The organism is Reichenbachiella sp., assembly GCF_965223055.1.
GTDB lineage: Bacteria > Bacteroidota > Bacteroidia > Cytophagales > Cyclobacteriaceae > Reichenbachiella.
In genome coordinates this window covers 230,035-254,196 of the sequence record NZ_CBDCVM010000010.1, presented here as the reverse complement: position 1 = coordinate 254,196, position 24,162 = coordinate 230,035, and the positions used below count along the sequence as shown (strand labels likewise).

Annotated in this window: 24 protein-coding genes and 1 tRNA gene; 15 read left to right on the top strand and 10 right to left on the bottom strand. The window is 40.4% G+C overall.

Going from position 1 to position 24,162, the window contains the following annotated elements; genetic code table 11:
• Positions 1-22: 22 nt before the first annotated feature.
• Positions 23-631: a hypothetical protein gene (locus ACOQO5_RS08980; protein WP_420581357.1), complete on the top strand. Its 609-nt coding sequence runs from the start codon at positions 23-25 to the stop codon at positions 629-631.
• 2 nt (positions 632-633) lie between these two features.
• Here ACOQO5_RS08980 and ACOQO5_RS08975 read toward each other — a convergent pair whose 3' ends face one another.
• The 3 genes from ACOQO5_RS08975 to pdxH are packed head-to-tail and all read right to left on the bottom strand — an operon-like array spanning position 634 to position 4,230.
• Positions 634-2,268, bottom strand: a complete 1,635-nt coding sequence (locus ACOQO5_RS08975; protein ID WP_420581356.1) for a hypothetical protein — start codon at positions 2,266-2,268, stop codon at positions 634-636.
• Between the two features lie 54 nt (positions 2,269-2,322).
• Positions 2,323-3,579, bottom strand: a complete 1,257-nt coding sequence (locus tag ACOQO5_RS08970; protein ID WP_420581355.1) for a glycosyltransferase — start codon at positions 3,577-3,579, stop codon at positions 2,323-2,325.
• A gap of 3 nt (positions 3,580-3,582) precedes the next feature.
• Positions 3,583-4,230, bottom strand: coding sequence for a pyridoxamine 5'-phosphate oxidase (pdxH, locus tag ACOQO5_RS08965; protein WP_420581354.1), 648 nt, complete (start codon positions 4,228-4,230; stop codon positions 3,583-3,585).
• 128 nt (positions 4,231-4,358) lie between these two features.
• Between pdxH and ACOQO5_RS08960 the strand changes: the two genes are divergently transcribed.
• The 7 genes from ACOQO5_RS08960 to ACOQO5_RS08930 all read left to right on the top strand — a co-directional run bounded on the left by ACOQO5_RS08960 (position 4,359) and on the right by ACOQO5_RS08930 (position 11,818).
• Positions 4,359-4,943, top strand: a complete 585-nt coding sequence (locus tag ACOQO5_RS08960) for a tRNA-(ms[2]io[6]A)-hydroxylase (RefSeq protein ID WP_420581353.1) — start codon at positions 4,359-4,361, stop codon at positions 4,941-4,943.
• A gap of 163 nt (positions 4,944-5,106) precedes the next feature.
• Positions 5,107-5,685 (top strand): YqgE/AlgH family protein, encoded by a 579-nt coding sequence (locus ACOQO5_RS08955; protein WP_420581352.1) that lies wholly within the window; start codon positions 5,107-5,109, stop codon positions 5,683-5,685.
• A 44-nt stretch (positions 5,686-5,729) separates the two neighbouring features.
• The gene (locus tag ACOQO5_RS08950; protein WP_420581351.1) at positions 5,730-7,844 is read left to right on the top strand and encodes a DUF349 domain-containing protein; all 2,115 of its coding nucleotides are present in this window, start codon (positions 5,730-5,732) and stop codon (positions 7,842-7,844) included.
• A gap of 211 nt (positions 7,845-8,055) precedes the next feature.
• Positions 8,056-8,129 (top strand) — tRNA-Thr (locus tag ACOQO5_RS08945).
• Between the two features lie 114 nt (positions 8,130-8,243).
• Positions 8,244-10,403: a DNA helicase RecQ gene (gene recQ / locus ACOQO5_RS08940; RefSeq protein ID WP_420581350.1), complete on the top strand. Its 2,160-nt coding sequence runs from the start codon at positions 8,244-8,246 to the stop codon at positions 10,401-10,403.
• Positions 10,404-10,496: 93 nt separating this feature from the next.
• The gene (locus ACOQO5_RS08935; RefSeq protein ID WP_420581349.1) at positions 10,497-11,099 is read left to right on the top strand and encodes a transcriptional regulator; all 603 of its coding nucleotides are present in this window, start codon (positions 10,497-10,499) and stop codon (positions 11,097-11,099) included.
• Complete coding sequence (locus ACOQO5_RS08930; RefSeq protein WP_420581348.1) at positions 11,096-11,818, top strand: DUF3307 domain-containing protein; 723 nt, start codon at positions 11,096-11,098, stop codon at positions 11,816-11,818. Before ACOQO5_RS08935 ends, ACOQO5_RS08930 begins: the two co-directional genes overlap by 4 nt.
• Here the strand turns inward: ACOQO5_RS08930 and ACOQO5_RS08925 are convergent.
• The 6 genes from ACOQO5_RS08925 to ACOQO5_RS08900 form a co-directional block, all read right to left on the bottom strand.
• The gene (locus ACOQO5_RS08925; RefSeq protein ID WP_420581347.1) at positions 11,815-12,840 is read right to left on the bottom strand and encodes a S1C family serine protease; all 1,026 of its coding nucleotides are present in this window, start codon (positions 12,838-12,840) and stop codon (positions 11,815-11,817) included. The genes ACOQO5_RS08930 and ACOQO5_RS08925 overlap by 4 nt on opposite strands.
• 120 nt (positions 12,841-12,960) lie before the next feature.
• On the bottom strand, positions 12,961-14,106 hold the full coding sequence (locus tag ACOQO5_RS08920) for an efflux transporter outer membrane subunit (protein ID WP_420581346.1): 1,146 nt from the start codon (positions 14,104-14,106) through the stop codon (positions 12,961-12,963).
• 11 nt (positions 14,107-14,117) lie between these two features.
• On the bottom strand, positions 14,118-14,366 hold the full coding sequence (locus ACOQO5_RS08915; RefSeq protein ID WP_420581345.1) for a hypothetical protein: 249 nt from the start codon (positions 14,364-14,366) through the stop codon (positions 14,118-14,120).
• Between the two features lie 2 nt (positions 14,367-14,368).
• Positions 14,369-14,584 (bottom strand): efflux RND transporter permease subunit, encoded by a 216-nt coding sequence (locus ACOQO5_RS08910; protein WP_420581344.1) that lies wholly within the window; start codon positions 14,582-14,584, stop codon positions 14,369-14,371.
• Positions 14,584-17,520, bottom strand: a complete 2,937-nt coding sequence (locus ACOQO5_RS08905; protein WP_420581343.1) for an efflux RND transporter permease subunit — start codon at positions 17,518-17,520, stop codon at positions 14,584-14,586. The genes ACOQO5_RS08910 and ACOQO5_RS08905 overlap by 1 nt, the downstream gene beginning before the upstream one ends.
• 9 nt (positions 17,521-17,529) lie before the next feature.
• Positions 17,530-18,681: an efflux RND transporter periplasmic adaptor subunit gene (locus tag ACOQO5_RS08900; RefSeq protein ID WP_420581342.1), complete on the bottom strand. Its 1,152-nt coding sequence runs from the start codon at positions 18,679-18,681 to the stop codon at positions 17,530-17,532.
• A 135-nt stretch (positions 18,682-18,816) separates the two neighbouring features.
• On the opposite strand from ACOQO5_RS08900, the gene ACOQO5_RS08895 reads away from it, so the two are divergent.
• From ACOQO5_RS08895 to ACOQO5_RS08885, 3 genes are read left to right on the top strand one after another with little or no spacing between them, the layout of a single operon-like run.
• A complete protein-coding gene (locus tag ACOQO5_RS08895) occupies positions 18,817-19,494 on the top strand; it encodes a hypothetical protein (RefSeq protein ID WP_420581341.1) in 678 nt (225 codons plus the stop codon).
• 50 nt (positions 19,495-19,544) lie between these two features.
• Positions 19,545-20,045, top strand: a complete 501-nt coding sequence (locus ACOQO5_RS08890; RefSeq protein ID WP_420581340.1) for a nuclear transport factor 2 family protein — start codon at positions 19,545-19,547, stop codon at positions 20,043-20,045.
• 4 nt (positions 20,046-20,049) lie between these two features.
• On the top strand, positions 20,050-20,541 hold the full coding sequence (locus ACOQO5_RS08885) for a glycine zipper domain-containing protein (protein ID WP_420581339.1): 492 nt from the start codon (positions 20,050-20,052) through the stop codon (positions 20,539-20,541).
• 46 nt (positions 20,542-20,587) lie between these two features.
• Here ACOQO5_RS08885 and ACOQO5_RS08880 read toward each other — a convergent pair whose 3' ends face one another.
• The gene (locus ACOQO5_RS08880; RefSeq protein ID WP_420581338.1) at positions 20,588-20,824 is read right to left on the bottom strand and encodes a hypothetical protein; all 237 of its coding nucleotides are present in this window, start codon (positions 20,822-20,824) and stop codon (positions 20,588-20,590) included.
• 112 nt (positions 20,825-20,936) lie between these two features.
• Here ACOQO5_RS08880 and ACOQO5_RS08875 point away from each other — a divergent pair, with 112 nt between their 5' ends.
• The 4 genes from ACOQO5_RS08875 (at position 20,937) to ACOQO5_RS08860 (ending at position 24,154) form a co-directional block, all read left to right on the top strand.
• Complete coding sequence (locus tag ACOQO5_RS08875; RefSeq protein ID WP_420581337.1) at positions 20,937-21,473, top strand: DUF3347 domain-containing protein; 537 nt, start codon at positions 20,937-20,939, stop codon at positions 21,471-21,473.
• Positions 21,474-21,830: 357 nt separating this feature from the next.
• Positions 21,831-22,568 (top strand): electron transfer flavoprotein subunit beta/FixA family protein, encoded by a 738-nt coding sequence (locus tag ACOQO5_RS08870; protein ID WP_420581336.1) that lies wholly within the window; start codon positions 21,831-21,833, stop codon positions 22,566-22,568.
• A 25-nt stretch (positions 22,569-22,593) separates the two neighbouring features.
• A complete protein-coding gene (locus tag ACOQO5_RS08865; RefSeq protein ID WP_420581335.1) occupies positions 22,594-23,550 on the top strand; it encodes an electron transfer flavoprotein subunit alpha/FixB family protein in 957 nt (318 codons plus the stop codon).
• A 7-nt stretch (positions 23,551-23,557) separates the two neighbouring features.
• The gene (locus ACOQO5_RS08860; RefSeq protein ID WP_420581334.1) at positions 23,558-24,154 is read left to right on the top strand and encodes a bifunctional nuclease domain-containing protein; all 597 of its coding nucleotides are present in this window, start codon (positions 23,558-23,560) and stop codon (positions 24,152-24,154) included.
• Positions 24,155-24,162: the final 8 nt, after the last annotated feature.

Genomic DNA, 24,162 nt, shown 5'->3' with positions numbered 1-24,162 from the left:
TACATCAATCCCACCTCATCAATTGAAAAAAATCATTCCATTCCTTATTACTTTCACCTTCTACACCATAGCATGGACTCAAAATATGGAGGATATTAATCCAGATCATAAAAACTCAAATAAAGACGCTCTGGTGGAGCAGGCTTTTCGGTTATTAGAGTCCAACTACTCAGAGTACTCATTCGATGCTGAGGATTACGAAATCACAGCCTGGACCAACACCGAAAAGACCATCGTAAAGTTCAGGCGGATCATCCGATTTACTCCCTTGGACAAAAAGGATGAGAATTTGGATTATGATTTTGAGGTGAACCTCACCCATCAAACCATTTCACCTTTTGATACTTGGGGAATGAAACGGTTTTACAAGCCAACCAAGATAGAACAAGAAAAAATTGACTTTGTGGTCGATGCATTTGGCATGCCACGATTAGGTTTCAACAATAGTATTGTGGAAGACTCAACCATGTATAAAATACATATTGACAACGAAGTAGCTTTTGGACATTACTTCCTGGACAAAATAACTGGTGAGGAATGCATGGGCTCTATAGAAGGGAGTTATGCTCCGATGCCTGATGATATTCCTGAGCTGGTAGATCCAGATCCGTTGATAGAAATTGTAGACTAGAGCTAATTCGATTCTGGATCCTCAATCTCCAAATCAAACGATATTCGGATTTGCTCTTTCCCATGAGGTATTTCTGCAATATATACATCGGTTACCTGTCCCGCAAAACAGTAATTGATACTATTTGGTTTTTTACTGAAATAGAAATCATCGTCAATCATTACTAACCAATCCCCAGATTTATTCTTTGCCCAAATTTTTTGACCTGCAGTATGATTTTTAAAATCTCTATGTGTCTCATATCCCAGTGAATCCAATGTAATACTGACTATAGAATTCTCATCTACAGCATATTGACTAGGTGACAGCTTATTGAATTCAACATGAGTAGCATAGTCGAAGACAAACTCTCCTTTCACCCGGTTCGCTATAGCTTTCTTGTTATCCAGAGTACCGAAAAAGCCATGATAAACCTGGGTATCAACACCCGAGAATCGTGTATTTCCTTCTAATATTTTTTTGCTTTTATAAAACTCAACATTTATCAATTCTACATCCAATTCGTCATAGCCTTTAGATATTTCATTGTCGCTCCAGGGAAGTCGCAAGTCGATCTGTGGTTGGTAAATTTCGAGATACGAATTGTAATAATTACTCACTTTAATTTCAGACTGGGATACAAGTTCTTCCACTGTAAACTTGCCAAAATCCACATGAATCTGGTTGCTATTTAGTTTCAGATCACCTTGGCGTTGCCATCCTTCAGAACCTACTGTTTTCGGCATAATCCATACAGAGTCCTCTACATAGTCCCAGTCATTTTCTAATCGTACTACAACCATCACTTGATCGATCTTTCCTTCAACAGATTCAGCATAATTTACTCCTAGGTTCGCGAATTTATTTTGAGTGATCGTCGACATGTACTCGCTCAATTTTTCTCCATCGACCGCCTCGTCTTTTCCTTTTTCTATTATCAAGTCAATTAATTCCGAGGCGCCTTCCATGCTATGGAGAGAAGTACCAAATACTGTACTCAATTCCTCCTGTTCGTCATTCAGTGCATAGACTCTCAATTCCAAATAACCTGTAGAATAGTATTTATCATAGCTCAATGAGTCCCCCGGACCAATATTGACTTTGAAATAATTATCTTCCAATTCTATCAGTTGAGCATAGATGCCGTCCTTCCATTTTTTCCGGTTCATTTCATCGGCATCGAAAGTGAAAACTTTGATCCGCTCTGGGTACCAATATCTGACCTTTCCTACAATAGACTTTACAGGACTATGGAGTGTATCGGGGTCAAAGTCAAATCTTCCTTCTGAGAAATGACCGCCGTCGTTGATGTTTGTATAAAACTGCTGACCATCGACTAATGTTACCAACAAACTGTCGTAGTAGAATTTACCGAAAGGATAGTCACTGTAGGTATAGAGTTCATTCTTGCCTGGTTCAAAGTAGAGGCTATTGGAGAAGTTAATCGCTCTTCGTTGAGCTTCTTTGACTGACATTTCAGAGAAATATACAGAATCCAGGAGACTGGATCTATCCACAGATTTCCATCCCATTTGTTTGGAATCAGCCAAGGTATTTTTCATCTCTTTCAAAAATGAAATGAGATCTTCCTTCGTCTGTGCTTGAGTTGAAAACACAATAATCATCAACAGAAAGAAAGCAGCGAGTGGTTTGAACATTTGCAGAAATTGAAAATTGATTAATCAGCCGGCAAAACTAACAGACCTTTCTATTTATCCTATAGTTTGCATGTATTGCAGGTCAGCTGTTCTCAACTCCTCCAACTTCCTCCTCAAATCCCATGCTGTGGCGTCTTTACCCAAAGTCCCAAACAGCCAATTTACGCCTTCAGCAACAGGCATGTTAGTATAAAACTCATCACGAGCGAAGTGCACAAACTTCAGGACCTTGAACCCATCAAACCATCGAAAGAAACGTTGCTGAAATGCAGCCAAACTATTGGCTTGGCTGTTGAATTCTTGTATTTGAGTTTTGAATTCTTCAATAGGAATAAACTTACGAATGGAAGCTGGGAGTCCATTCCAAACTTTTTCCATATCTTCAACCTGATAGAGGTTATCAACTGAAGAAAAGAACACTTTTAGTTCTTCAAAAACCTGAGGGTCATAGCTCAACAATTCAGACTTGCCCTCATCCAGCCAAGTGCCAATCGCCCTTCCTGTTCCGAAGGGCACCCTATCCGATCGTCTGGGAGACGGGATAATTTTGGTAGTATTCAATTCTTTGAAATTCCCTAGTGGAATAATTTTGTGAAGAAAGTAGAAGTCCTCTCCTGCTTTTCGCCGATTCATGCCGCCTTGCTTTTGATATGCCGAAGTTCGAACCGCCATGCTAGATCCAATGGTCTGAAAGGCATAAGGAAACCCAGCAAACTTCAGTCCATCTACATAGTAACGTAGGTGTAATTCGTAATTGAGAATACCTTCGTATACATCTGGCTCTAAATCTCCATCCAACGGATGCTCAAAGTGAATGGAACAACCGGGAGCCTTTGGGTTTTGATCAAATAACTTTTCTACTTCCACTAGTAGGTTAGTATCACAAGTACTGTCGGCATCAAAGCAAAGTATGATTCCATCTTTGTCTTGTTCTTCGAACATGCGAACAGCTTCGTCCATACCAATTTTTCTCGCCAACCCAACACCTGCATGTTTTTTGGGTAGTTCATTTTCTAATACGAAATGGTACTTGTATTTTTTAGTAGATTGGCTCAACCAACTTTGGCAAGCTCCAAAGGTCTCTTGATTATGTTTCTTTGTTTCAAGCGGGCTTACTACCGAAGCATTTATTACAACAATCACGGTGACTTTTCCTATTGGAGAATCACATGACTCTAGTGCATCCAAAGAAGCCAACAGCTCCGGCTCTTTGTGACAAGGCAATACCACAATCAAATCAGGTTGCCCGTAGTCATTCTCAGCAATGTAGGTTTGCGGAGAAGCATAGCGTTCTAAGTATATGTTTTTCAAACCTTATGGAGCCAATCGCTTGGTTACCCACTCGCCATCCACCAGATCGTAAATAATCCGGTCATGCAGGCGGCTCGGTCGCCCTTGCCAAAATTCAATTTTGACAGGTGTCAATAAATAACCTCCCCAAAACTCTGGTCGGGGAATATCATTTTGATTTTCAAATTTGTCTTGAATCTCTTCGACACGATCCTCTAAAAAATCTCGATTAGGGATTTCCTGACTTTGCGGAGAGGCCCAAGCCCCTATCCTACTACCATATGGTCGTTCGCTGAAATAGGCATCGGATATTTCGCCAGGCACCTTTGAAATATTACCTTTTATTCTCACCTGTCTCTCTTGGGATTTCCAGTGGAAGGTCATAGAAGCATAAGGATGTTTTTCTAATTGCTTTGCTTTATTGCTCGTATAGTTGGTATAAAAAGTAAATCCATCCTCAGCATAAAATTTTAATAATACAATTCTACCTTCTGGGATTTGATCTTCACCAAGCGTTGAAAGTGTCAATACATTAGCCTCATCCCCATCCGACTTCATGGCATCTTTAAACCATTCTTCAAATTGTATCATAGGATCAGGGTGTACACTCTGCTTAGTCAGAGAGTCTTTGCCATAGTCCTTTCTCATTCCCGGTAAAAATTCTTTCGCCATCCGAATTGTTATTTATTCTAGTGTCCACTACAAATATCACTAAATGTTGGACTTTACATGATAGATTTTAGACTTTAGATGTTAAACTTGAAACTTTAGACTTTAAACTAATTTCACTATATTAAAATATGCAGTTACGAGTTCCATTATGCTACGACAGTTCTCCCGAATGGGTTGAAACAGTGATGAATGATTTTGATTCTTTTTTACAAGATCATGCTGACTGCGAACGCAAGGCTTCTTCGATGGCCATGAGTTTTGTAGCCAAATTTCCAGATCGATTAGAAATCCTTCCTGAACTCATTGATACAGCCGTGGAAGAATTAGAACATTTCCGCTCCGTGTATGAAATCATGCAGGAAAGAGGCATACGGCTCAACCATGAAATCCAAGAAGACAAATATGTCAAGCAACTTATCCAAAGCTGTAGAAGCGGAAGAGAAGAACGATTCATGGATCGACTTTTATTGGCCTCTATCGTAGAAAACCGAGGAGCTGAGCGATTCAGATTGGTTTATGCAAATTTACCCCAAGGCAAACTCAAGGAGTTTTATCAAGACCTTTGGGCTTCAGAAGCCAAGCACGGTGAAGTATTCGTAAAAATGGCCCTGATCTATTTTGATGAAGACGACGTATACAAACGACTAAAAGAAATGAATGAGATAGAAGGCAAAATCATGGAAGCCATGCCTTTATCTCCAAGATTGCATTAAATGGTTAAAGGTTATTTATGAAAAAGTTAATTGGTTTTGATTGAAAAGAATATACATCAAGTCACAACACATTAGACTCGATCATAGACAAAGCGTCATTCATTCTTAACTGTTTATTTGAGTAATAACTTAATCATCATAAATTTAATAACACGCATTGCTTATGGATTACTTTCATTCCAAACAAAAATTCAATCCCGAAAAAGGAGACGTACTCATTTCCGAACCTTATCTCCCCGACCCCAATTTCGAAAGAACTGTGGTACTTATCTGCGAACATGATGAGAATGGGACCTTTGGATACGTTTTGAATAAAGCATCCGATGCCACATTCGAAGAAGTAATCGACCAGGTATCAGATTTTAAGGAAAAGCTATTTATAGGAGGACCAGTGCAGCAAGACACTTTACACTTTATCCACCGAGCTCCAGACCTAATGCCTGAAGGCAAAGATGTCGGTGGAGGCATTTTCTGGGGTGGTGACTATGACAAACTGCTCTCCATGATAGACCTTAAACAAATTAATCCTCGCGACTTTCGCTTCTTCCTAGGCTATTCAGGCTGGGCAGTGGGTCAGCTTGAAGAAGAATTAGAAGCAAAGTCATGGATCGTATGTAAGGGTATCTCCGCGCAACGTGTTTTTGATATAGACGAAAGTCTATTATGGAAAGATGTATTGGAAAGTTTAGGCGGTAAATTCAAAATGTTTGCAAACTATCCTGCAGATCCCAATATGAACTAATGCCACAAAAAATGCATAAATTGCTGGTATAGAGAAAAAGTATTATGACTAACGAGAATGAAATGACTGGATCAACAGATGAAAAATCGACGAATCCGGGGGCTGTTCAGGAAAACCCTGAATTAACAAATGAGAATGAAAACAATATTGATTCCACCTCCGATTCTACTGAAAACCAAGTACCACAAGTTGAAGTAGCGGATGAAGCACCAAGCACAACAGAAGCTTCCGCACAAGAAGAATCTGCTGTGTTAGAGCAAGCAAATGAGGAACCCTCAGCTGCACCCGAAGAAAAGGCAGCTGTACCGGAATCTCCACAAGCAGCATCTAAAGAAGAATCTATTTCTCCAACTGATAAAGGTAAGACAGCTGATACACCAACTGAACCTGCTTCACAAGACAATTCTGCTTCAGAAGCAAAAGAAGAGGAAGAAGTTGAAGAAGAGATAGACTACTCTACTTTCAGCAAAGAAGATTTGACAGCTGCCCTAGCCGATTTATCCAGTCAGGATGACGGATTCAAAAAAGGCAAAAAGATCAGCGACATCAAGAAGGCTTATGATGAGATATTCCAAGTGGAAAGAGCAGAGGCCCTAAAAAAATTCGAATCAGAAGGTGGGTCAAAAGACGACTTCCAATACAAGCTTGATGAGTTCTCGATTAAATTTGAAGCTTATTTCAAAATTCTCCGAGAGAAAAAATCTAAGAACGCCAAAGAACAAGAAAAGCAAAAAGAAAAAAATCTAGAGCTTAAAAATGCATTGCTTGAAAGACTGAGGGTCTTTGTGGATGATGATGAAAATACCTCTAGCATCAATGCGTTGAAAAAAATGCAGGAGGAATGGAAGGCCATAGGCCCAGTACATCATCAGCACAACAGAACGCTCTGGGCGAATTACAATGCACTAATGGATCGCTACTACGATCACAGAAGCATTTACTTCGAACTCAAAGAATTAGACAGAAAGAAAAATCTGGAAGCCAAACTGGAGCTTTGCAAACAAGCTGAATCTCTGGATGCACTTGAAAACCTAAACGAAGCCATCAAAAGATTGAATGAGCTTCACGAAGAATATAAGCATATTGGCCCTATCCCGAAGGAAGTTCAAGAAGAAACATGGCAACGCTTCAAGGCGGCTTCAGATCTGGTATATGCCAAACGCAAAGACTATGTTTCTCACCTCAAAGAAGAATTGAGTGAAAACTTTGAAAAGAAAACAAAAATCGCTGAGAAGATTGCCGAATACGCCAATTTCACTTCTGACAACATCGGTGAGTGGAATTCAAAAACTAAAGAGTTACTAGCGATTCAAAAAGAATGGGAAGCAGTTGGCGCCATGCCAAAGGATCAGGCCAAAGCAGTAAATAAAAAATTCTGGGGAGACTTCAAGTCTTTCTTTCATAACAAATCAGCCTTCTTCAAAACGCTCGACTCTCAGCGTGATGATAATTTGAAGAAGAAACAAGAGTTAGTAGACAAAGCCATTGAATTACAGTCCAGTGAGGACTGGAATGAGACTGCCAATGCTTACAAAGCACTGCAAAGGGAGTGGAAAGAAATTGGTCCAGTACCTGGCAAAGAACGTGAGAAAATCTACAAAAAATTCAAAGCGGCATGTGACGAATTTTTCAACAAGAAAAGAGGCCACAACAAAGAGATGGAATCATCATATGATGACAACCTAAAGAAAAAAGAAGACATCTGTAATTCTCTGGAAGCCTTAGCCGGTGCAGACGATCTGCATCCTGAACAAGTATATGAATTACAAGATGCATTTAACGCTATCGGCTTTGTCCCTAAAAAGGCTATTAAGTCTATTCAAAACAGATATCAAGAGGCGCTAAACAAAGTCATTGCCCAGGCTAAAGATTTTGATGAAGAAGAATTGGCAGAATTGAAATCATTGGTTAGAATCAATAAGATTAAGTCTGGCCCTCATGGAGATCATAAATTGCAACGTAAGGAGCATTCGATCAAAAGGAAGATTCAAAGTCTAGAAAAAGACGTCTCTACCTGGAAGAACAATTTGAGCTTCTTTGCTTCTTCGAAAACAGCTAATGAAATGCTCAAAGATTTTGAGGAAAAAATTAAAAAAGCGGAAGAAGAGTTGGAAGAGTTGAAAGAAGAATTAAAGTTGATTACCTACGCGGAACATTGATAATCAATGGCTTAAAAAAAACTTTAAAATTAAATTATTGAGAAACTTGCAGAAGAAAAATTCTGCTTTACTTTTGCACTCGCAATTAGCCAAAAGGGCTAACAATAATTAAGATTTTATTGCCTTCCATCGCTTAGTTGCGGTTCGACGATTGGACCAGAGCAACTAACTTGGAATCTCTTCCAAAGAAGAGAAGGCCGCAAAATATTTTGCCTCCATAGCTCAGTTGGCCAGAGCAACTGACTTGTAATCAGTAGGTCGTTGGTTCGAATCCGACTGGGGGCTCATTCGAAAGCAGCACTTGAGAAAGTAGCTGCTTTTTTTTATGCCTTATCATTACTTTCTCATTACATTTGAATCGCATTTCTGAGAGCTTACTTTTATTGACGTACTACCAAAATGGAAACCACCTCCCCTGATACAAGCCTTTTGAAACACGCACAGGAAATTCTCAAAAATACTTTTGGCTATGACAATTTCAGGCTGAAACAAGAGCAGGCCATTTCCCACGTACTAAATGATGAAGATGCCTTAATCATCATGCCTACAGGAGGTGGAAAATCACTTTGTTATCAAATTCCAGCCTTGGTTAAAGAAGGGGCTTGCCTGGTTATTTCTCCTTTGATTTCTTTGATGAAAGATCAGGTAGAGGCATTGAAGCAAAATGGAGTGGCAGCCGCATTTCTGAATAGTTCTATTAGTGCTGCCCAACAACGACAAGTCGAAGAGGACTTCATGGCTGGTCAAGTCAAACTACTTTATGTATCACCGGAGAAGCTCATGACACGTGACTTTTTTAATATCATAAAGTCTAGCACACTCAATCTCATTGCTGTAGATGAAGCTCACTGTATTTCACAATGGGGTCATGACTTCAGGCCAGAGTATACCAAACTCAAGTTCCTAAAAGAGCAGTTTCCAAAAGTTCCGATAATGGCCTTGACTGCTACTGCAGATAAGGCCACGAGAAGTGATATTTTAAATCAACTGAATATACCGCATGCGCAGACTTTCCTTTCCTCTTTTGATCGTCCTAATCTAAGTCTGGCAGTACGGCCTGCGCAAAAAAGAGTTGACGCGATTATCGATTGGATCAAAAGCCAACCGGAGGAATCTGGTATCATCTACTGTCTGTCTAGAAAAAGCACAGAATCACTAGCTCTGAAATTGCAAAAGCAAGGAATAGATGCAGATTTCTATCATGCAGGAATGGACTCACAAGTCAAGGACAAAGTACAGGAGAGATTCATCCGAGACGATTTGAAAGTGGTATGCGCAACCATCGCTTTTGGTATGGGTATAGACAAGTCCAATGTCCGGTGGGTCATCCATCACAACTTACCCAAAAATCTGGAGAGCTACTATCAGGAGATTGGTCGTGCAGGTCGCGATGGGTTAGATTCCAAAACTTTGTTATTCTACAGTTACAGCGATGTGATGCAACTCAAGCAGTTCATTGAAGAAGGTGAACAGAAGCAACTACTAGAAGCCAAACTGCAGCGCATGCAGCAATTTGCAGAGGCTACCTCCTGCCGTAGAAAGCTCCTACTGAGCTACTTTGGTGAGCAACTGGAAAAGGACTGTGGCAACTGCGACATTTGTAAAAACCCACCCGAGTTTATGGATGGACTCAAACTAGCCCAAATGGCGCTTTCGGCCGTTGCTCGCACCCAACAAAAAGTAGGCACTAGAATGCTCATCGATATCTTGCGCGGTTCTGGAAGGAATGACTTATTCCAGCTCGGCTATCAAAACATCAAAACCTATGGTGTAGGCAAATACCAAAGTTATGTAGATTGGCAGCACTACATCGGACAGTTTCTCAATCTCGGACTGCTGGAAATCGCCTTTGATCAACACAATATTTTGAGAATAACTGACTTAGGTAAAAAAGCACTCTATGGCGAGATAGAGGTAAAAATCAGCAAACCAGAAACTCAAGAGCAGCGCAAACAACGGCTCACTCCTGCTCAGCCCACTAAAAAAACACAGCAAACCAATATCCTTTTCGAACGACTCAGGGCTCTAAGGAAACAAATTGCAGAATCTCAGGGTGTACCTGCCTATGTGGTTTTTAGTGATTCTACGCTTCAAGAGTTATCTACTCACCGCCCCACCACCGACGACGAACTCCTCAATATCTCTGGAATCGGTCAACGCAAAGCTGATCAGTATGGTCGTGAATTCATTCATGAGATCATGAGTTTCATCAAAGAAAAAACTCTCGAAGGGGAAAAAATAAAAGGCACCTCTCATCTAGTAACTTTTGAGCTACTAAAGGAAGGACTGACACCAGAAGAGATTGCTACCAAACGAAAGCTCAACAAGGTAACAATCATCTCACATATTGCAACACTCTACGAACACGGACGTGAGATTGACATCCACCAATTCATTACCAAAGAGAGCCTTGAGAAAATTTCTACTGGCATCGATAAAACAGGACAAACAGAGCAACTTAAGCCACTTTTCGAGTATTTTGATGAGAAAATTCCTTACGACCAACTAAGATTGGCGATGGCGGTTTACAAACGCCAAGCAAATATTAATAATAGGTAATACCTACATTGGCTTATATGCCAATATCGATTATTATTGGTATATAAGCCAATATTTGCAATTATTGGCTAAAAAGCCGATATTTACTTAATTATGACCAGTATCCTTACAGGCGATATTATCAATTCTAGAGATGTAGACAGTCAAATATGGTTGCCCATACTCAAGAGTGCCCTCAATAAATATGGTACAACGCCTAAAAAATGGGAGATTTATCGTGGAGACAGTTTTCAGCTGGAAGTAGAGCCAACAGAAGCCTTACTAGCCGCCATCCACCTCAAGAGCAGCATCAAACAAACGACAACTTTAGATATCAGATTAGGAATTGGTATTGGAAAAAAAGATCATACCACGTCCAAAATCACCGAAGCCAATGGTGAAGCTTTTATCAACTCTGGCCAAGCCTTCGACCAGCTCAACAACAAAAAAACTATGGCACTTGTCACCCCATCGTCGAACTTAAATCAACAAATGGAGCTGGCACTTGATCTTGCGCTGCTTACCATGAATGCGTGGCCGGCAAACGCCGCCAAATACATTCGAACTTCCATAGAGCATCCAGACTGGAAACAGAATGAATTAGCCAAACATCTGGGCAAGAGCCAGGGTACAATAAGTCAGAGCCTCAATCGAGCGGGTTTTGACGACATCATGAAACTCGAAAAAAGATACCGTGAACTATTAACCAACCTATGATTTCACTAACCCTAAAACTCCTACTCGCACACCTAATTGGAGACTTTCTTATCCAACCCGATCAATGGGTAAAGGACAAAGAAGAAAAGAAGCACAAATCAAAGTACTTGTTTCTACATCTATTGATTCATGCAATAACTACTCTCCTATTACTGGAATTTGATTTCTCATACTGGAAAGGCCTGATGATTATCGTAGTCTCTCATTTTGCTATTGATCTGATCAAAATCAGCTGGCAAAACACTTCAAACAAGCGATGGTTATTTTTCATTGATCAGTTGGCACATCTCCTTATTGTAGCATGGGTCGTTTACCTATACGAACCGTATAATCTTACTCTCTCCTTTCTAATGGGAAATCAAATGATTCTATTCGTGATAGCACTACTCACTACCACGGTGGTATCTTCTATTTTCATGAAAGTGATCATTACCAAATGGGAACTGGAGAAAGACATCAACAGTGCGTCTCTGGAACACGCCGGTAAATACATCGGTATGCTTGAGCGCCTGTTCGTTTTTGGCTTTATTGTACTCAATCAATGGCAAGCCATTGGATTCTTACTAGCTGCAAAATCAGTGTTTAGATTCGGTGACCTGTCCAAAGCCAAGGACAGAAAACTAACAGAATATATTCTCATAGGCACACTTTTGAGCTTCGGGCTTTCTATCCTTAGTGGATTGGCATACAATTACTTTTCTAAAGCTATTGGTGGTTAAATCCCACCTACAGTTCCTTTTAGTTTAAGTTTCTTGCCTTCACGTAATACAAGGATATTAAACGATTCCCCTTTCTTCAATTGCCCAAACTCTAAAGCTACCTTTTCGATACCAGCTTCAGTAGTCAATGGGGTTCCGTTAACAGCAAGAATTATATCTCCACCTATTAAAATAACTTCATCATTATATTCCACTGGAATTGTTCCTCCTCTAATCCCCAACGCACCTATAGGTGAAAATAAGGTAACTTTTTGAACAAGCAACCCTACATTTTGAGGAATATTTAAGGCACGACCTAACTCTCCCCCAACATATTCAGCTTCCATACCAGTCCATGGAGTCACTTCATCTAACAATAAATCTTTGCAAACATTAGAAGTGGCAGCAAAGCCTAAACCTTGAAAACCTCCTGATTCTGAAAGAATATAACTGGCTAAACCTACCACTTCCCCTTTCATATTGAACATAGGACCACCTGAATTGCCTTGATTGATCGAAGCATCCGTTTGAAAGAATTCCATCACATGGGAACCATTAGCAAATCGACTTTTTTTATGTCGCCCACTGATATAGCCGACAGATAGGCTATAATCTAATCCATAAGGAGAACCTATTAAAAACACTTCATCTCCTATTCTCACTTGATCAGAATCACCCAACCGAGCAACTGTATTGTTTTTTGGTGCCCAAGACAATTGTATGGCAGCTACATCGGCAAATGGTGCTGAGCTCACAACTTTGGCGGGTATTGTCTCGCCATCGATAAACTGCACTTTGATATTCTCTGCAGTTTGCACTACGTGAGAAGCAGTTAAAACTAATCCATTTGCGTCTATCAATACACCTGAACCAATTCCTTGATTGGTCACCATCTGACCTTCTCTAACACTGAAGTCCTTTCCTTCAATAAGAATTTTTACAACAGACTTCGACAATTTTTCATAAAGATCACTAAGTGACTGAGCTTCAGATCGACCTATGATTAACACAGAAAAAATACACAATGATAAAAATCTCTTCATATCGATATAAGTAAAATATTAGTTTGAATTTGAGCTCTTAAGAAATTACCAAATAAGATGGAATCTGATACTTAAATTCAGCTATTAGGAACTCCTTATTTTCTCCTTTGAAAAAGGTCATTATTCTGTTGGCTGATTTTCCAATTCTTCTTCAGTAAGCCAACCACCACCCAAGGCCTTATAAAGCTGAATATACGACGTCAATAGATCACTTTGAACAGCAGCCAATCCTAGTTCGGCATCAAAGGCCTGACGCTGCGACTCTAAATATTCAAGGTAACTCGTAATCCCTTTATCATAACGTTCTGAGCTCAAGTATTGCGCATTTGTTGCTGCACGTACATGGTTTCGTCTAGCCACTACTTCCTGCTCATAGGTTTCAACCGCAATCAATGCATCCTCTACCTCTCGGAAAGCATTAAACACTACGGCTTCATAGTTGAGATAAGCTGATTCAGTTCGAACCTTTTCTATCTCTACTTTCCTCTTGTTCTTACCCCAGTTAAAAATTGGACCAACCAAACTCGCTCCAGCATTCCATGCCAAACCCCCTGAGTTAAAATCATTCAGTTCATTACTAACCCCTAATACGCCTGTCAAGGAAATAGATGGAAAACGAGCTGCCTGAGCTACTCCAATTCGCGCATTTTGAGCGACAATAAGCTGTGTAGCTAAGGCCACATCTGGCCTAGACAATAGTACTTCTGACGGAACTCCAACAGGAATATCAACAGCGACTGTAAGGCTATCCAAAGGCAAGCTATTCTCAATAGCTGTAGGAAATCCTCCCAGCAGTACACTAAGCGCATTTTCTGTTTGCCCCGCAGCCCTTACATAAATCGGTACAGCATATGCAGCAATTGCTTGCTGGATCTGTGCTTGGTTAAGATCAATTTCAGCAACAATCCCCTTATTATATCTCTCCTGAATCAGGTTTAATGAGCTGTCTCTCAAAGCAACGGTTCTTTCTGCAATTTCTATACTTGCTTCATATCTTCTCAATTCAAAATATAAGAAAGCCACTTCACTGGCTATAGCCAATCTTAGGTTTTGAAAACCCGCTTCCGAAGCTAAATACTCTGCAAGAGCAGCTTCATTCAACCTTCTGAGTTTCCCCCAAAAATCAATTTCCCAACTTACAGCCGCCAGTCCGGCATAATTTCCATTAGCTTCCGTATTAAGAAATCCCGCGTAGGTACCATAAGCGATATTACCCTGCGCATTTAATTGTGGTAGCAACTCTACTTTTTGAATCTTATATAGCAATTGTGCTTGTTTCAAATCATTGGCGCAATGCTGACATTCCTATTGCTATCAAGAGCTACAAGGATAAGAGAATCTAAAACTGGATCGTTGAAAAGTTCCCACCATTTGATTGTACCCAACGAATCAGGTTGGTTTTCAGCATATCTATAAGCTTCGGGAGCTTCCATCTCTGGGCTTTTGAATGCAGGCCCCATTTTGCATGAATACACAAACAATCCTATGCTTAACCAAAATACAATACTCTTTATCATCTTCTTCATACTTATTGCTCTGTTGAAGGCTCGATGCTTCGATTTTTTTCGTAATTAAATAGTTTACCTATCAACACAAAGAGCATAGGATATAAAAACACACCGAGAAACGTTGCCAAAGTCATACCACCAAGCAGCGCCATACCCATAACCTTTCTCGCTTCAGCGCCTGATCCACTGGCTATCACTAATGGAAATACGCCCAATATGAATGAGAAAGCCGTCATTAATATTGGCCTGAATCGTGATCGGGCAGCCGCGATAGCTGAATCAAAAGAGAAAGGCCTTTTTGAAACTCTTCATTAGCAAACTCTACTATCAAAATAGCATTTTTTGCAGCCATACCGATCAACATCACAAAGGACACTTGTGCAAAAATATTATTCTCAAAAGTCGGACTAAACTGTCGGGATGCCCACAATGCGAACAAAGCTCCGAAAATTGCAAATGGTGTTCCTAACAGAATACTCAGAGGTAAAGACCAACTTTCATACTGAGCAGATAATATCAGGAATACAAAAACAAGAGAAAAAGTTAAGATTATACCCAAGGACCCTGAGGCTTTCTTTTCTTGAAACGACATGGCATTCCATGAAAAGCTCATGTCAGAAGGCAACACCTCTCCTGCTACTCTCTCTAGTGCTTCCATTGCTTGTGCAGAAGTGAATCCAGCAGCAGGGCTACCAGTTACCTCCACAGATCTAAAAAGGTTGAACCTATTGGTATAATCTGGTCCTGAAATCTCCTCAATATCTACTAATGTTGCCAATGGCACCATATTCCCCTTATCGTTTTTGATAAAGAAATTACTTATTTGAGATTCGTCTACTCTGTATTCTGGTTCGGCTTGAATATAGGTTTTATAAAGACGGCCAAATCTTGTGAAATCATTGACATAGGCTCCTCCCATAAATGCGCCAACAGTAGTATATAAATCATTCAGCTTCACGCCCATCTTCAGCGCCTTTTCTTTGTCCACATTCATATATCGCTGTGGAACTGTGGCTTGAAAAGTAGTAAATGCTCGCCCTATCTCAGGAGCTGCATTAGCTGCTTGTATAAATTTCATGGTATTTTCGGATAAATAGGCTGGAGAGCTCCCTAACCTATCTTGAATCATAATACTAAACCCTGATCCATTTCCAAGACCAGGAATGGCAGGAGGCCCAAAGGCAAAAGCTTGGGCGCCTTTGATAGCGAAATACAGCTTCTTATTCACTTCATCCACAATCTCCTTGGCTGTTCGATCACGCTCTGCCCAATCTGTAAGTGTGACAAACATGAAGCCATTGTTGGACGACATAGCACCAGACAGTAAACTGAAACCCGTAGCTGTGGTAACATACTTCACTTCAGGTACTGTGGCCATAATTTTTTCTATTTCTTTGGCGACCACATCTGACCTCTGCAATGATGCGGCATTAGGTAATTGCATATTCACAAAGAAATATCCCATGTCCTCTTCAGGAATAAACCCACCTGGAACCATTTTACCAAAAATACCAGCGGCAATTGTCATGATTACAATGAAAATGACTCCCCTTTTAACTTTACGCGTAACCACATTGGTGAAGCTCATATAGGCGTCGGTACTTTTATCCATCCCTTGGTTAAATTTCCCAAAAAACCAACCTAGCGCCCCACCATACTTCTCTGGCTTCTTGAGTAGAATGGAACACAACGCTGGACTTAATGTCAAAGCGTTCACAGAAGAAACCATAACAGATACCACAATGGTTATAGCAAACTGTTGATAGAGCAATCCCGTAATCCCTGCCATCCCAGCAACTGGAATAAATACTGCAATCAACACCAAGGTCGTGGCTATAACTGGAGCAGTCACTTTACTCATTGCATCCAAAGTAGCTTCCTTGGTACTCATTCCTTTTTCAATATTTACCTGAACCGCTTCTACCACTACAATGGCGTCATCCACTACAATACCAATGGCTAGCACCAATCCCAGTAGTGACAGAACATTGATGGTAAAACCAAGCGCAGGGAAAAACATGAATGCTCCGATCAATGAAACAGGAATGGCTAAAGTAGGAATCAATGTTGCTCTCCAGTCTTGAATGAATATGAACACCACTAAAACCACTAAAATCAAAGCCACAATCAAAGTCACAATGATGTCTCGTATACCTGCAGTAATAGGTGCTGTAGAATCCAAAGACACATCATATTGCATACCCTCAGGGAATGCAGCCTTGAGGTCTTCCATATCTTTGATTACATTTTCTGCCAATTCCACAGCATTAGATCCAGGTGCCTGATACAAGGCAACTATTGAACAAGTTTCCCCATTCAATCGAGTAAATGAATTATAGGTCTCTACGCCCAGGCTAACTGAAGCAATATCTCCAAGTTTGACCTGAGAACCGTCTTCTTTAGTTCTCACCACGATCTCTTCAAATTCCTTAGGTGAATTGAATCGTTCTGGCAATCGAACAGTATAGGTAAACTCAGTGCCAGGAGGTGCCGGTTCAGCACCAAATTTACCTCCAGGCACGATGATGTTTTGCTCGTTGATGGCTGTCAAGATTTCAGGTACCGTCAATCCCAAATGAGACAGACGGTCAGGTTTGATCCAAATCCTCATGGAGTAGTCAGAAGCACCTAAGACATTCACCCGACCAATCCCTTTGATCCTTGATAATCTATCCTTGATATTGATTAATGCATAATTTCCCAAAAAGTCTTGATCGTATCTTCCATCGGAAGTCAATGCCACTAGCATCAATATATTAGGCAAAGATTTCTCGGTGGTAACACCGAGTTTCTTCACTGCCTCAGGTAGTTTGGCTGTAGCCGCCGACACACGATTTTGAGCCAAGACCGTATTCATATCTGGATCGGTACCTACATCAAATGAAATATCAATCACCATAGAGCCATCGTTGGCATTGGTAGACTTCATATAAATCATGTTGTCTACTCCATTGATTTGCTGCTCCAGAGGTGTAGCCACCGACTCTTCTACATTGATCGCATTGGCACCGGTGTAGTTGGCTCTTACCTGAACTATGGGTGGTGTCAGGTTTGGATATTGTTCAATAGGTAAATCTATTACTGATACCGCCCCAACTATTACGATAATGATGGCAATAACCATAGCCACAATTGGCCGATGAACGAAGAAATTTCCTTTCTGATCTGACATATCGGACAATTATTTTAAACTAACGCTTTTGAATTCTGTCACTTCGGGAGCCACTTTATCTCCAGTTCTCACCTTTTGAATTCCTTCCAAAATGACAAGCTCACCTTCCTTTAAGCCCTCCTGAATCATCCATAAATCGTCCATTCGCTCACCTACTTTCACTTGTCGTGCTTGTACAATTCCCTCTTGATCAACCACAAAAACAGAATATTGCCCCTGCAATTCCATAACACATCTTTGTGGAATGGTAATAGCACCTTTCTTATCATCCATTTTCACTCTAACTCTACCAAATTGTCCAGGACGAACAATAAGGTTAGGGTTTGGAAATGAACCCTGAACTAAAATTGCTCCTGTAGTAGCATCTACTTCTCTATTGATAAAATCAACACTTCCTTTGAAAGGGTGCTCTATACCATCCGATAATATTAAGGTAAGCGATTCTTTTCGCCCTTCTTCATCATTTTTATTTAATTCTTCTCGGTTTTTACTCACATATCTCGCAATGGTGAGATACTCGCTTTCTGTCAAGAAAAATTGTACTCTAATAGTATCAATTCTTGAAACCGTATTTAGTATTACCGGATTAGGGTCTCTTCCAACAAACTCTCCAACCCGAGCATTGGTCTTTCCAATAAATCCAGTAATCGGAGAGGTTAATTTACAATATCCCAAATTTATCTGACTCATTCTTAAATTGCCCTTGGCGGCATTTACAGAAGCAATAGCAGCATCTCTTTTTGATTGTGCGTAATCCAAATCACTTTGACTTACCGCATTGATTGCAGCCAATGGCTTATAGCGTTCCAGTTCGTTTTCTGCATTGGCCAACATGGTTTGAGCTTCAGCCAGTTTGGCTTGCATAGCAGACACTTCTGCTTTGAATGGTTCGGGGTCTATAGCGTATAGCAGTTTACCTTTCTCTACTCGCACACCTTCAGTAAAGTAGATTCCCTCCAAGAAACCCTCTACTCTGGCACGAATTGGAATATCCTTCAATCCAAAAACTTGACCTACAAACTGCCGATACAAAGGCACATCTTTTTTGGTGACTTTGACTACTGGCAACTTTTGAGGTGGAATGACGGCAGCTTGTTTTTCTTTGCAGCTAAATATGATCACACATAGGATCAAGACCATCAATGTATGGCGTAGTTTCATTTGGTGAGTTTAGAAAGTATCAAATCAGACTTTTATTGATGGATTGCCATCACATTTCGAAATTAAGAAACTAATGGCTAATTATTCTTTTTAATAAAGAATTTTCGCATTCTTTGTTAACCTTAATCTATCAATATGTATTTCAAACAATTACTTTTAATAAATAGCCTTTGGCTTACACTGGTTTATTTTATTGCAGGATGTGCTCCTACACACCCTTTGGTTTTAGATGCAGCGTGGGAAAACGCTGTATACGAACCCAGAAATTTTCGAAAAGTAGCTGTTTTTGGCATGTCTAAAGTTGAGAAAAACAAAAAAGACTTCGAAAAAGATGCTGTCAAGTATTTCAAAAGCAAGGGAGTACCCGCTGTCGCTGGCCATACCATTATCGACATTGGACCGGAAGGTGACGATGTCGACAATTCCGCCATCAAAAAAGAACTCTATGCTCAAGGATTTGACGGTGTGCTGACTGCCGCTTCCATTGAAAACATTTCAAAAGATGATGAAGACATTACAGATGAAGAATTGGCCAGCCATGCACAAGGTCTGTATAAATTTGGACAATACTTTGAAGCGAGATATGACCATCTTCAATCAGATGTAGATCACTCCCATCACAAGTATTCTATCCTGGAGGCCAATTTCTACTACCTCATGGATTACAATGAGTTTGATGGTAACAGTCTGGTTTGGATTTCACACTTCAAATATGATCTGGAGAATAAATCTGATGTCGCACTAAAAATCGACAACTATGCACACGTAGTAGTTAATGCCCTATTTGAAGATCAGGTGATTTTGGAGAGATAAAATTCAAATTATACATTTAAAAAAATAACTAATCAATTAATACTAATCTTATGAAACTTGTATTATACCTGACACTAGTGGTCTTAGTGGCTTCGAGCTGCGATTCGACAGAGGTGACCCAAAAGAACAATGTCAAACTCATTGAAAATTATATATCAGCCGTGGAAAATAAGGATTATGATACTATGGCATCACTATTAGCAGATAGCTATGTAGGAATCGGTCCGTCCGTTTCTGATACTACCACCAGAAATTTGGCACTAGCTGCGTGGAAATCAAATAGCGCTGAGTTATACGAATCTATTAAATACTCAAAGTCCAGGGTGTTTCCCATAACTGTCAAAGATGGTGATTATCCAGGCGAATGGGTATCCAACTTCGCCTTGCTCACCGTGAATTATAAAAATGGGAAGTCTGTTCAATTGTTGGCAAATACTTCATATAAAATAAAAGATGGAAAGATCACCAACAGCTTTACTTTTTACAATGAAGCTGACGCTCTTGAGCAACTAGATTATGTATTTATCGACCTCAATGACCTAAACAATTAAGATCATGAAGATATTTTTAAGCCTCCTATTTACAATGAGTGTATTTACATCATACGCTCAGTCTGATATGAATCTAGCTAAAGGCCTAGGGCTTTTTGTATTCCCTGCAAAAGATCAAGACGCCACCACTCAAAGCAACGAAGAATACGAATGCTACAAATGGGCAATGAAAGAAACCGGTGTAAATCCATTAGATCCGCCAAAAGTAGAAGCTGAAAAAGTTGAAACAGGACCTGATGGATCTGCAGTAGTAGGCGCTGCGGGAGGTGCTGCTGCTGGAGCTGCTATTGGTGCTATCGCGGGCGATACAGGTAAAGGTGCGGCCATAGGAGCTGTAGTAGGAGGACTTCGAGGACGAAGAGCTCGCAAATACAGTGAATACAAAGAAGCTGAACAAAATCAAGCAGCGGCTAAAGCTACCGAAGAAGAAATGATGAATAATTTCAAAAAAGCATTTACCGCTTGTATGACTGCCAAAGGTTATACAGTACAATAAGTGCAAGGGGTGTAGTTTTTTCTACTCCCCTTGTTAATTTCCTAATTTAAATCTTCCTCACCTTCTGCTGTTCGGTACTCGCATCGATCATTTTGGCATAACTCACTTTTTCGCCGGAAGCAGATTCGTAGTAGTAATGCAAACCCTCCAACGTAAGTGTACACTCGCCCAGTTCATACCTCAACACTTCTACCTTATCTCCCTCTAACAAGGGTTCTCCATTGATATCCAATAACTGTGGGGCTTGCTTTTCTTTTTTCTTTTTCTTGAATAATCCAAACATCAAATGTCGCTGTTTCTTGTGTGGCGCAAATTATTTATTTCTGATTATAAAATTGAGCGGTAATGGTCTAATTTTATCCTCTCAATTAAGACCATAACTAAATCAGTAGAAAATGAAATATTCTCATCTAATTATAGCAAGTATTTTCATCACTGCTTGCAACAACAATCCACAATCTTCATCAGAAACTGCTTCTGAACCTACAGAAACCACTACTGAATCGGTAAAAGATACGGCCACCGATGGCGTAAAGTTTAAAAGCAAAGGCATCCAAACGATATACAGCGCTTATGAAAAACTAAGAGACGCTTTGGTAGCGACAGACTACGAAACAGCCAAAACGTTCGCCAAAGACTTGAGCGATGCACTCAAAGCAGATGAGAGCACCTGGCAACAGGCGAGCATCGCAGATGGAATTATGAATGCTGGGGACGTCGAAAAAGCCAGAGAAGTGTTTTCAGAATTGAATAACTCTATGGAAAGTGTATTCGAAGGTGCCGTAGAATCTGGTGAGATTAATAAGTGCTACTGCCCTATGGCTCTAGACAATGAAGGAGCATCCTGGTTCAGTACAACAAAGGAAATCAAGAATCCATATTTCGGTGACAAAATGCTGAAGTGCGGAATGGTAAAGAAGACGATTAAGTAAAACTCGGAATCAGCAGATATTCGCAAATGTCATCCGTCATGGCAGACAACGCGGGACGCGAAGTTTGAAGCAATCTTGGTCTAAGATTCATTTTCGAAATCTAAGATCGCTTCGTTCCTCGCGATGACGTTATTTAATGACATTTGAGACAGTTACTCTTAGCAGATCCATTCTTTCTGCATGCAATTTTACTCTCCTTTTCAATTCCAAAATTAATATTTAGGGTCTACCGTGATCTTGAACCTGTTTTTGCTATATTCGTGGCTCATTGAACCTAGGATTTTAGTCTGCTAATAATTCGCAATTGGGTTCAAAATTTAATAGATTAAATAGCAACATTAATTAATAAATAAGCACATGAAGATTCTTGTTTGTATTACGCATGTTCCAGACACGACTTCCAAAATTGCCTTTACCGATGGCAATACCAAGTTTGATCAGACAGGTGTTCAGTATATCATTGGACCTTACGACGATTATGCTTTGGCAAGAGCCGTAGAACTGAAGGAACAATCTGGAGGAAGTATCACTGTATTGAACGTAGGAGAAGCCGAAACCGAACCTACCTTGAGAAAAGCATTGGCCATTGGGGCTGACGACGCCATTCGCGTAAATGCTTTCCCTAAGGATTCATTTTTCGTGGCTAATCAAATAGCGAATGCAGCTAAAGAAGGCGGATACGATCTGATCCTGATGGGTAGAGAATCTATCGATTTCAATAGTGGCGTTGTTCACAGTATGGTAGGAGAATTGTTAGGCATGCCTTCTCTATCTCCTGTAATGACTTTAGATATCGAAGGCAATACAGCCAAGATGACCAGAGAGATCGAAGGTGGAAAAGAATATTTAGAGGCAGATTTACCATTAGTATTAGGTTGTCAAGAACCTATTGCAGAATGGAAGATTCCAAATATGAGAGGGATCATGACGGCAAGAACCAAACCTTTGAACGTTGTAGAACCTGCTGACGATTCAGTTAGGACTCAGTTGAGTACATACGAGATGCCTCCTGCCAAAGGAGCAGTAAAAATGATCGATGCGGACAACGTATCTGAATTGGTTGATTTGTTGAAAAACGAAGCCAAAGTACTCTAATTATCAAGCCCAAAAAATTAAAGAAATGTCCATATTAGTATTCATAGAAATATCAGAAGGCGAAATCAAAAAATCGTCATTGGAAGCAGTAAGTTATGCTGCAGGTATCGGTGGTGATGTGTCTGCCATTGCATTTGGAGAGGCCAGCAATGATGCATTGGCTGCAGCCGGAAAAGCAGGTGCAACTAAAGTACTGCATGTATCCGACGAAAAATACAAACAAGGAAATATTCAAGCTTATGCTTCAGCTTTGGCTGCGGCTGTTGAAAGCACAGGTGCTGAAACTGTGGTTTTAGCCAAGTCATCACTAGGTGATCCTGTATCTGCAAGATTGGCGATTAAAATCGGTGCTTCGTTAGCGACTAACGTAACCGAATTGCCTGACACCTCAAATGGATTTACTGTAAAAAGAAGCATCTACACAGGTAAAGCTTTCGCTAACGTTGACTTGACTGAAGGCAAGAGAATTATCGGGATCAAAAAGAATGCAGCCATTATCAAGGAAGATGGTGCAGAGGCAGCTGTAGAAGCATTTAGCGTGAATGCTGACGATGCTGACTTTAAAGTAACTGTAACCTCACAGGAAAAAGCAACAGGAGACATTCTACTTCCTGAAGCTGACCTGGTAGTATCAGGTGGCAGAGGCTTGAAAGGTCCAGAGAACTGGGGAATGATCGAAGATTTGGCTAAGACATTAGGAGCGGCTACAGGATGCAGCAAACCAGTATCCGACATGGATTGGAGACCGCATCACGAGCACGTAGGGCAAACAGGAATTAAAGTAGCTCCTACCCTTTATATTGCAGTTGGTATCTCAGGAGCAATTCAGCATTTAGCTGGTGTCAATTCATCGAAGTTTATCGTAGTGATCAACAAAGATCCTGAGGCTCCATTCTTCAAAGCAGCTGATTATGGAATCGTGGGAGATGCTTTTGATGTGGTTCCTAAATTAACAGAAGCTATCAAGGCTATAAACAATTAAAAGAACGTTGGAGAAAATAAAACTAGACATTATAGGATTATCCTCCAGCCATGCACAATCGGGCTCATTTGCGCTGGTGTTAGGCGAATCGGAAGGTGGTCGGAGACTACCGATAATTATTGGCATGTTTGAGGCTCAAGCTATTGCCATAGAAATTGAGAAGATTACGCCTAACCGGCCCATGACCCATGATTTATTCAAGTCCTTTGCCGGTCATTTTGAAATTGACGTAAAGGAAATCATCATTTCTGATTTAAAAGAGGGTGTTTTCTTTGCCAAAATCGTCTGTGTAAACAACAATGGAAAAAAAGTAGAGATAGACGCAAGACCATCGGATGCCATCGCCATTGGCATTCGATTCGATGCTGAAATCTACACCAATGCAGCTGTAATGGAAGAAGCCGGCATTGTCGTAACAGACGAATTTGAAGAAGAGCTAGACACCCTTTCCTCTCCAGAGGACCAACCGAAAGAAGAGAAAAAAGGAAAGGGCATTAAAAAGCATTCGGTTGAAGAATTGAATCGACTTTTGGACAAAGCACTGGCCGAGGAAGATTACGAGAAGGCCGCTCAGCTTCGCGATGAGTTGAATCGTCGGAATTAGGATCCAAG

Excerpts from the sequence above, each read along its gene's own strand:
- ACOQO5_RS08975 (WP_420581356.1), bottom strand. The coding sequence starts at position 2,268 with ATGTTCAAACCACTCGCTGCTTTCTTTCTGTTGATGATTATTGTGTTT.
- pdxH (WP_420581354.1), bottom strand. The coding sequence starts at position 4,230 with ATGGCGAAAGAATTTTTACCGGGAATGAGAAAGGACTATGGCAAAGAC.
- ACOQO5_RS08960 (WP_420581353.1), top strand. The coding sequence starts at position 4,359 with ATGCAGTTACGAGTTCCATTATGCTACGACAGTTCTCCCGAATGGGTT.
- ACOQO5_RS08955 (WP_420581352.1), top strand. The coding sequence starts at position 5,107 with ATGGATTACTTTCATTCCAAACAAAAATTCAATCCCGAAAAAGGAGAC.
- ACOQO5_RS08950 (WP_420581351.1), top strand. The coding sequence starts at position 5,730 with ATGACTAACGAGAATGAAATGACTGGATCAACAGATGAAAAATCGACG.
- recQ (WP_420581350.1), top strand. The coding sequence starts at position 8,244 with ATGGAAACCACCTCCCCTGATACAAGCCTTTTGAAACACGCACAGGAA.
- ACOQO5_RS08935 (WP_420581349.1), top strand. The coding sequence starts at position 10,497 with ATGACCAGTATCCTTACAGGCGATATTATCAATTCTAGAGATGTAGAC.
- ACOQO5_RS08930 (WP_420581348.1), top strand. The coding sequence starts at position 11,096 with ATGATTTCACTAACCCTAAAACTCCTACTCGCACACCTAATTGGAGAC.
- ACOQO5_RS08925 (WP_420581347.1), bottom strand. The coding sequence starts at position 12,840 with ATGAAGAGATTTTTATCATTGTGTATTTTTTCTGTGTTAATCATAGGT.
- ACOQO5_RS08915 (WP_420581345.1), bottom strand. The coding sequence starts at position 14,366 with ATGAAGAAGATGATAAAGAGTATTGTATTTTGGTTAAGCATAGGATTG.
- ACOQO5_RS08910 (WP_420581344.1), bottom strand. The coding sequence starts at position 14,584 with ATGACGGCTTTCTCATTCATATTGGGCGTATTTCCATTAGTGATAGCC.
- ACOQO5_RS08905 (WP_420581343.1), bottom strand. The coding sequence starts at position 17,520 with ATGTCAGATCAGAAAGGAAATTTCTTCGTTCATCGGCCAATTGTGGCT.
- ACOQO5_RS08900 (WP_420581342.1), bottom strand. The coding sequence starts at position 18,681 with ATGAAACTACGCCATACATTGATGGTCTTGATCCTATGTGTGATCATA.
- ACOQO5_RS08895 (WP_420581341.1), top strand. The coding sequence starts at position 18,817 with ATGTATTTCAAACAATTACTTTTAATAAATAGCCTTTGGCTTACACTG.
- ACOQO5_RS08890 (WP_420581340.1), top strand. The coding sequence starts at position 19,545 with ATGAAACTTGTATTATACCTGACACTAGTGGTCTTAGTGGCTTCGAGC.
- ACOQO5_RS08885 (WP_420581339.1), top strand. The coding sequence starts at position 20,050 with ATGAAGATATTTTTAAGCCTCCTATTTACAATGAGTGTATTTACATCA.
- ACOQO5_RS08880 (WP_420581338.1), bottom strand. The coding sequence starts at position 20,824 with ATGTTTGGATTATTCAAGAAAAAGAAAAAAGAAAAGCAAGCCCCACAG.
- ACOQO5_RS08875 (WP_420581337.1), top strand. The coding sequence starts at position 20,937 with ATGAAATATTCTCATCTAATTATAGCAAGTATTTTCATCACTGCTTGC.
- ACOQO5_RS08870 (WP_420581336.1), top strand. The coding sequence starts at position 21,831 with ATGAAGATTCTTGTTTGTATTACGCATGTTCCAGACACGACTTCCAAA.
- ACOQO5_RS08865 (WP_420581335.1), top strand. The coding sequence starts at position 22,594 with ATGTCCATATTAGTATTCATAGAAATATCAGAAGGCGAAATCAAAAAA.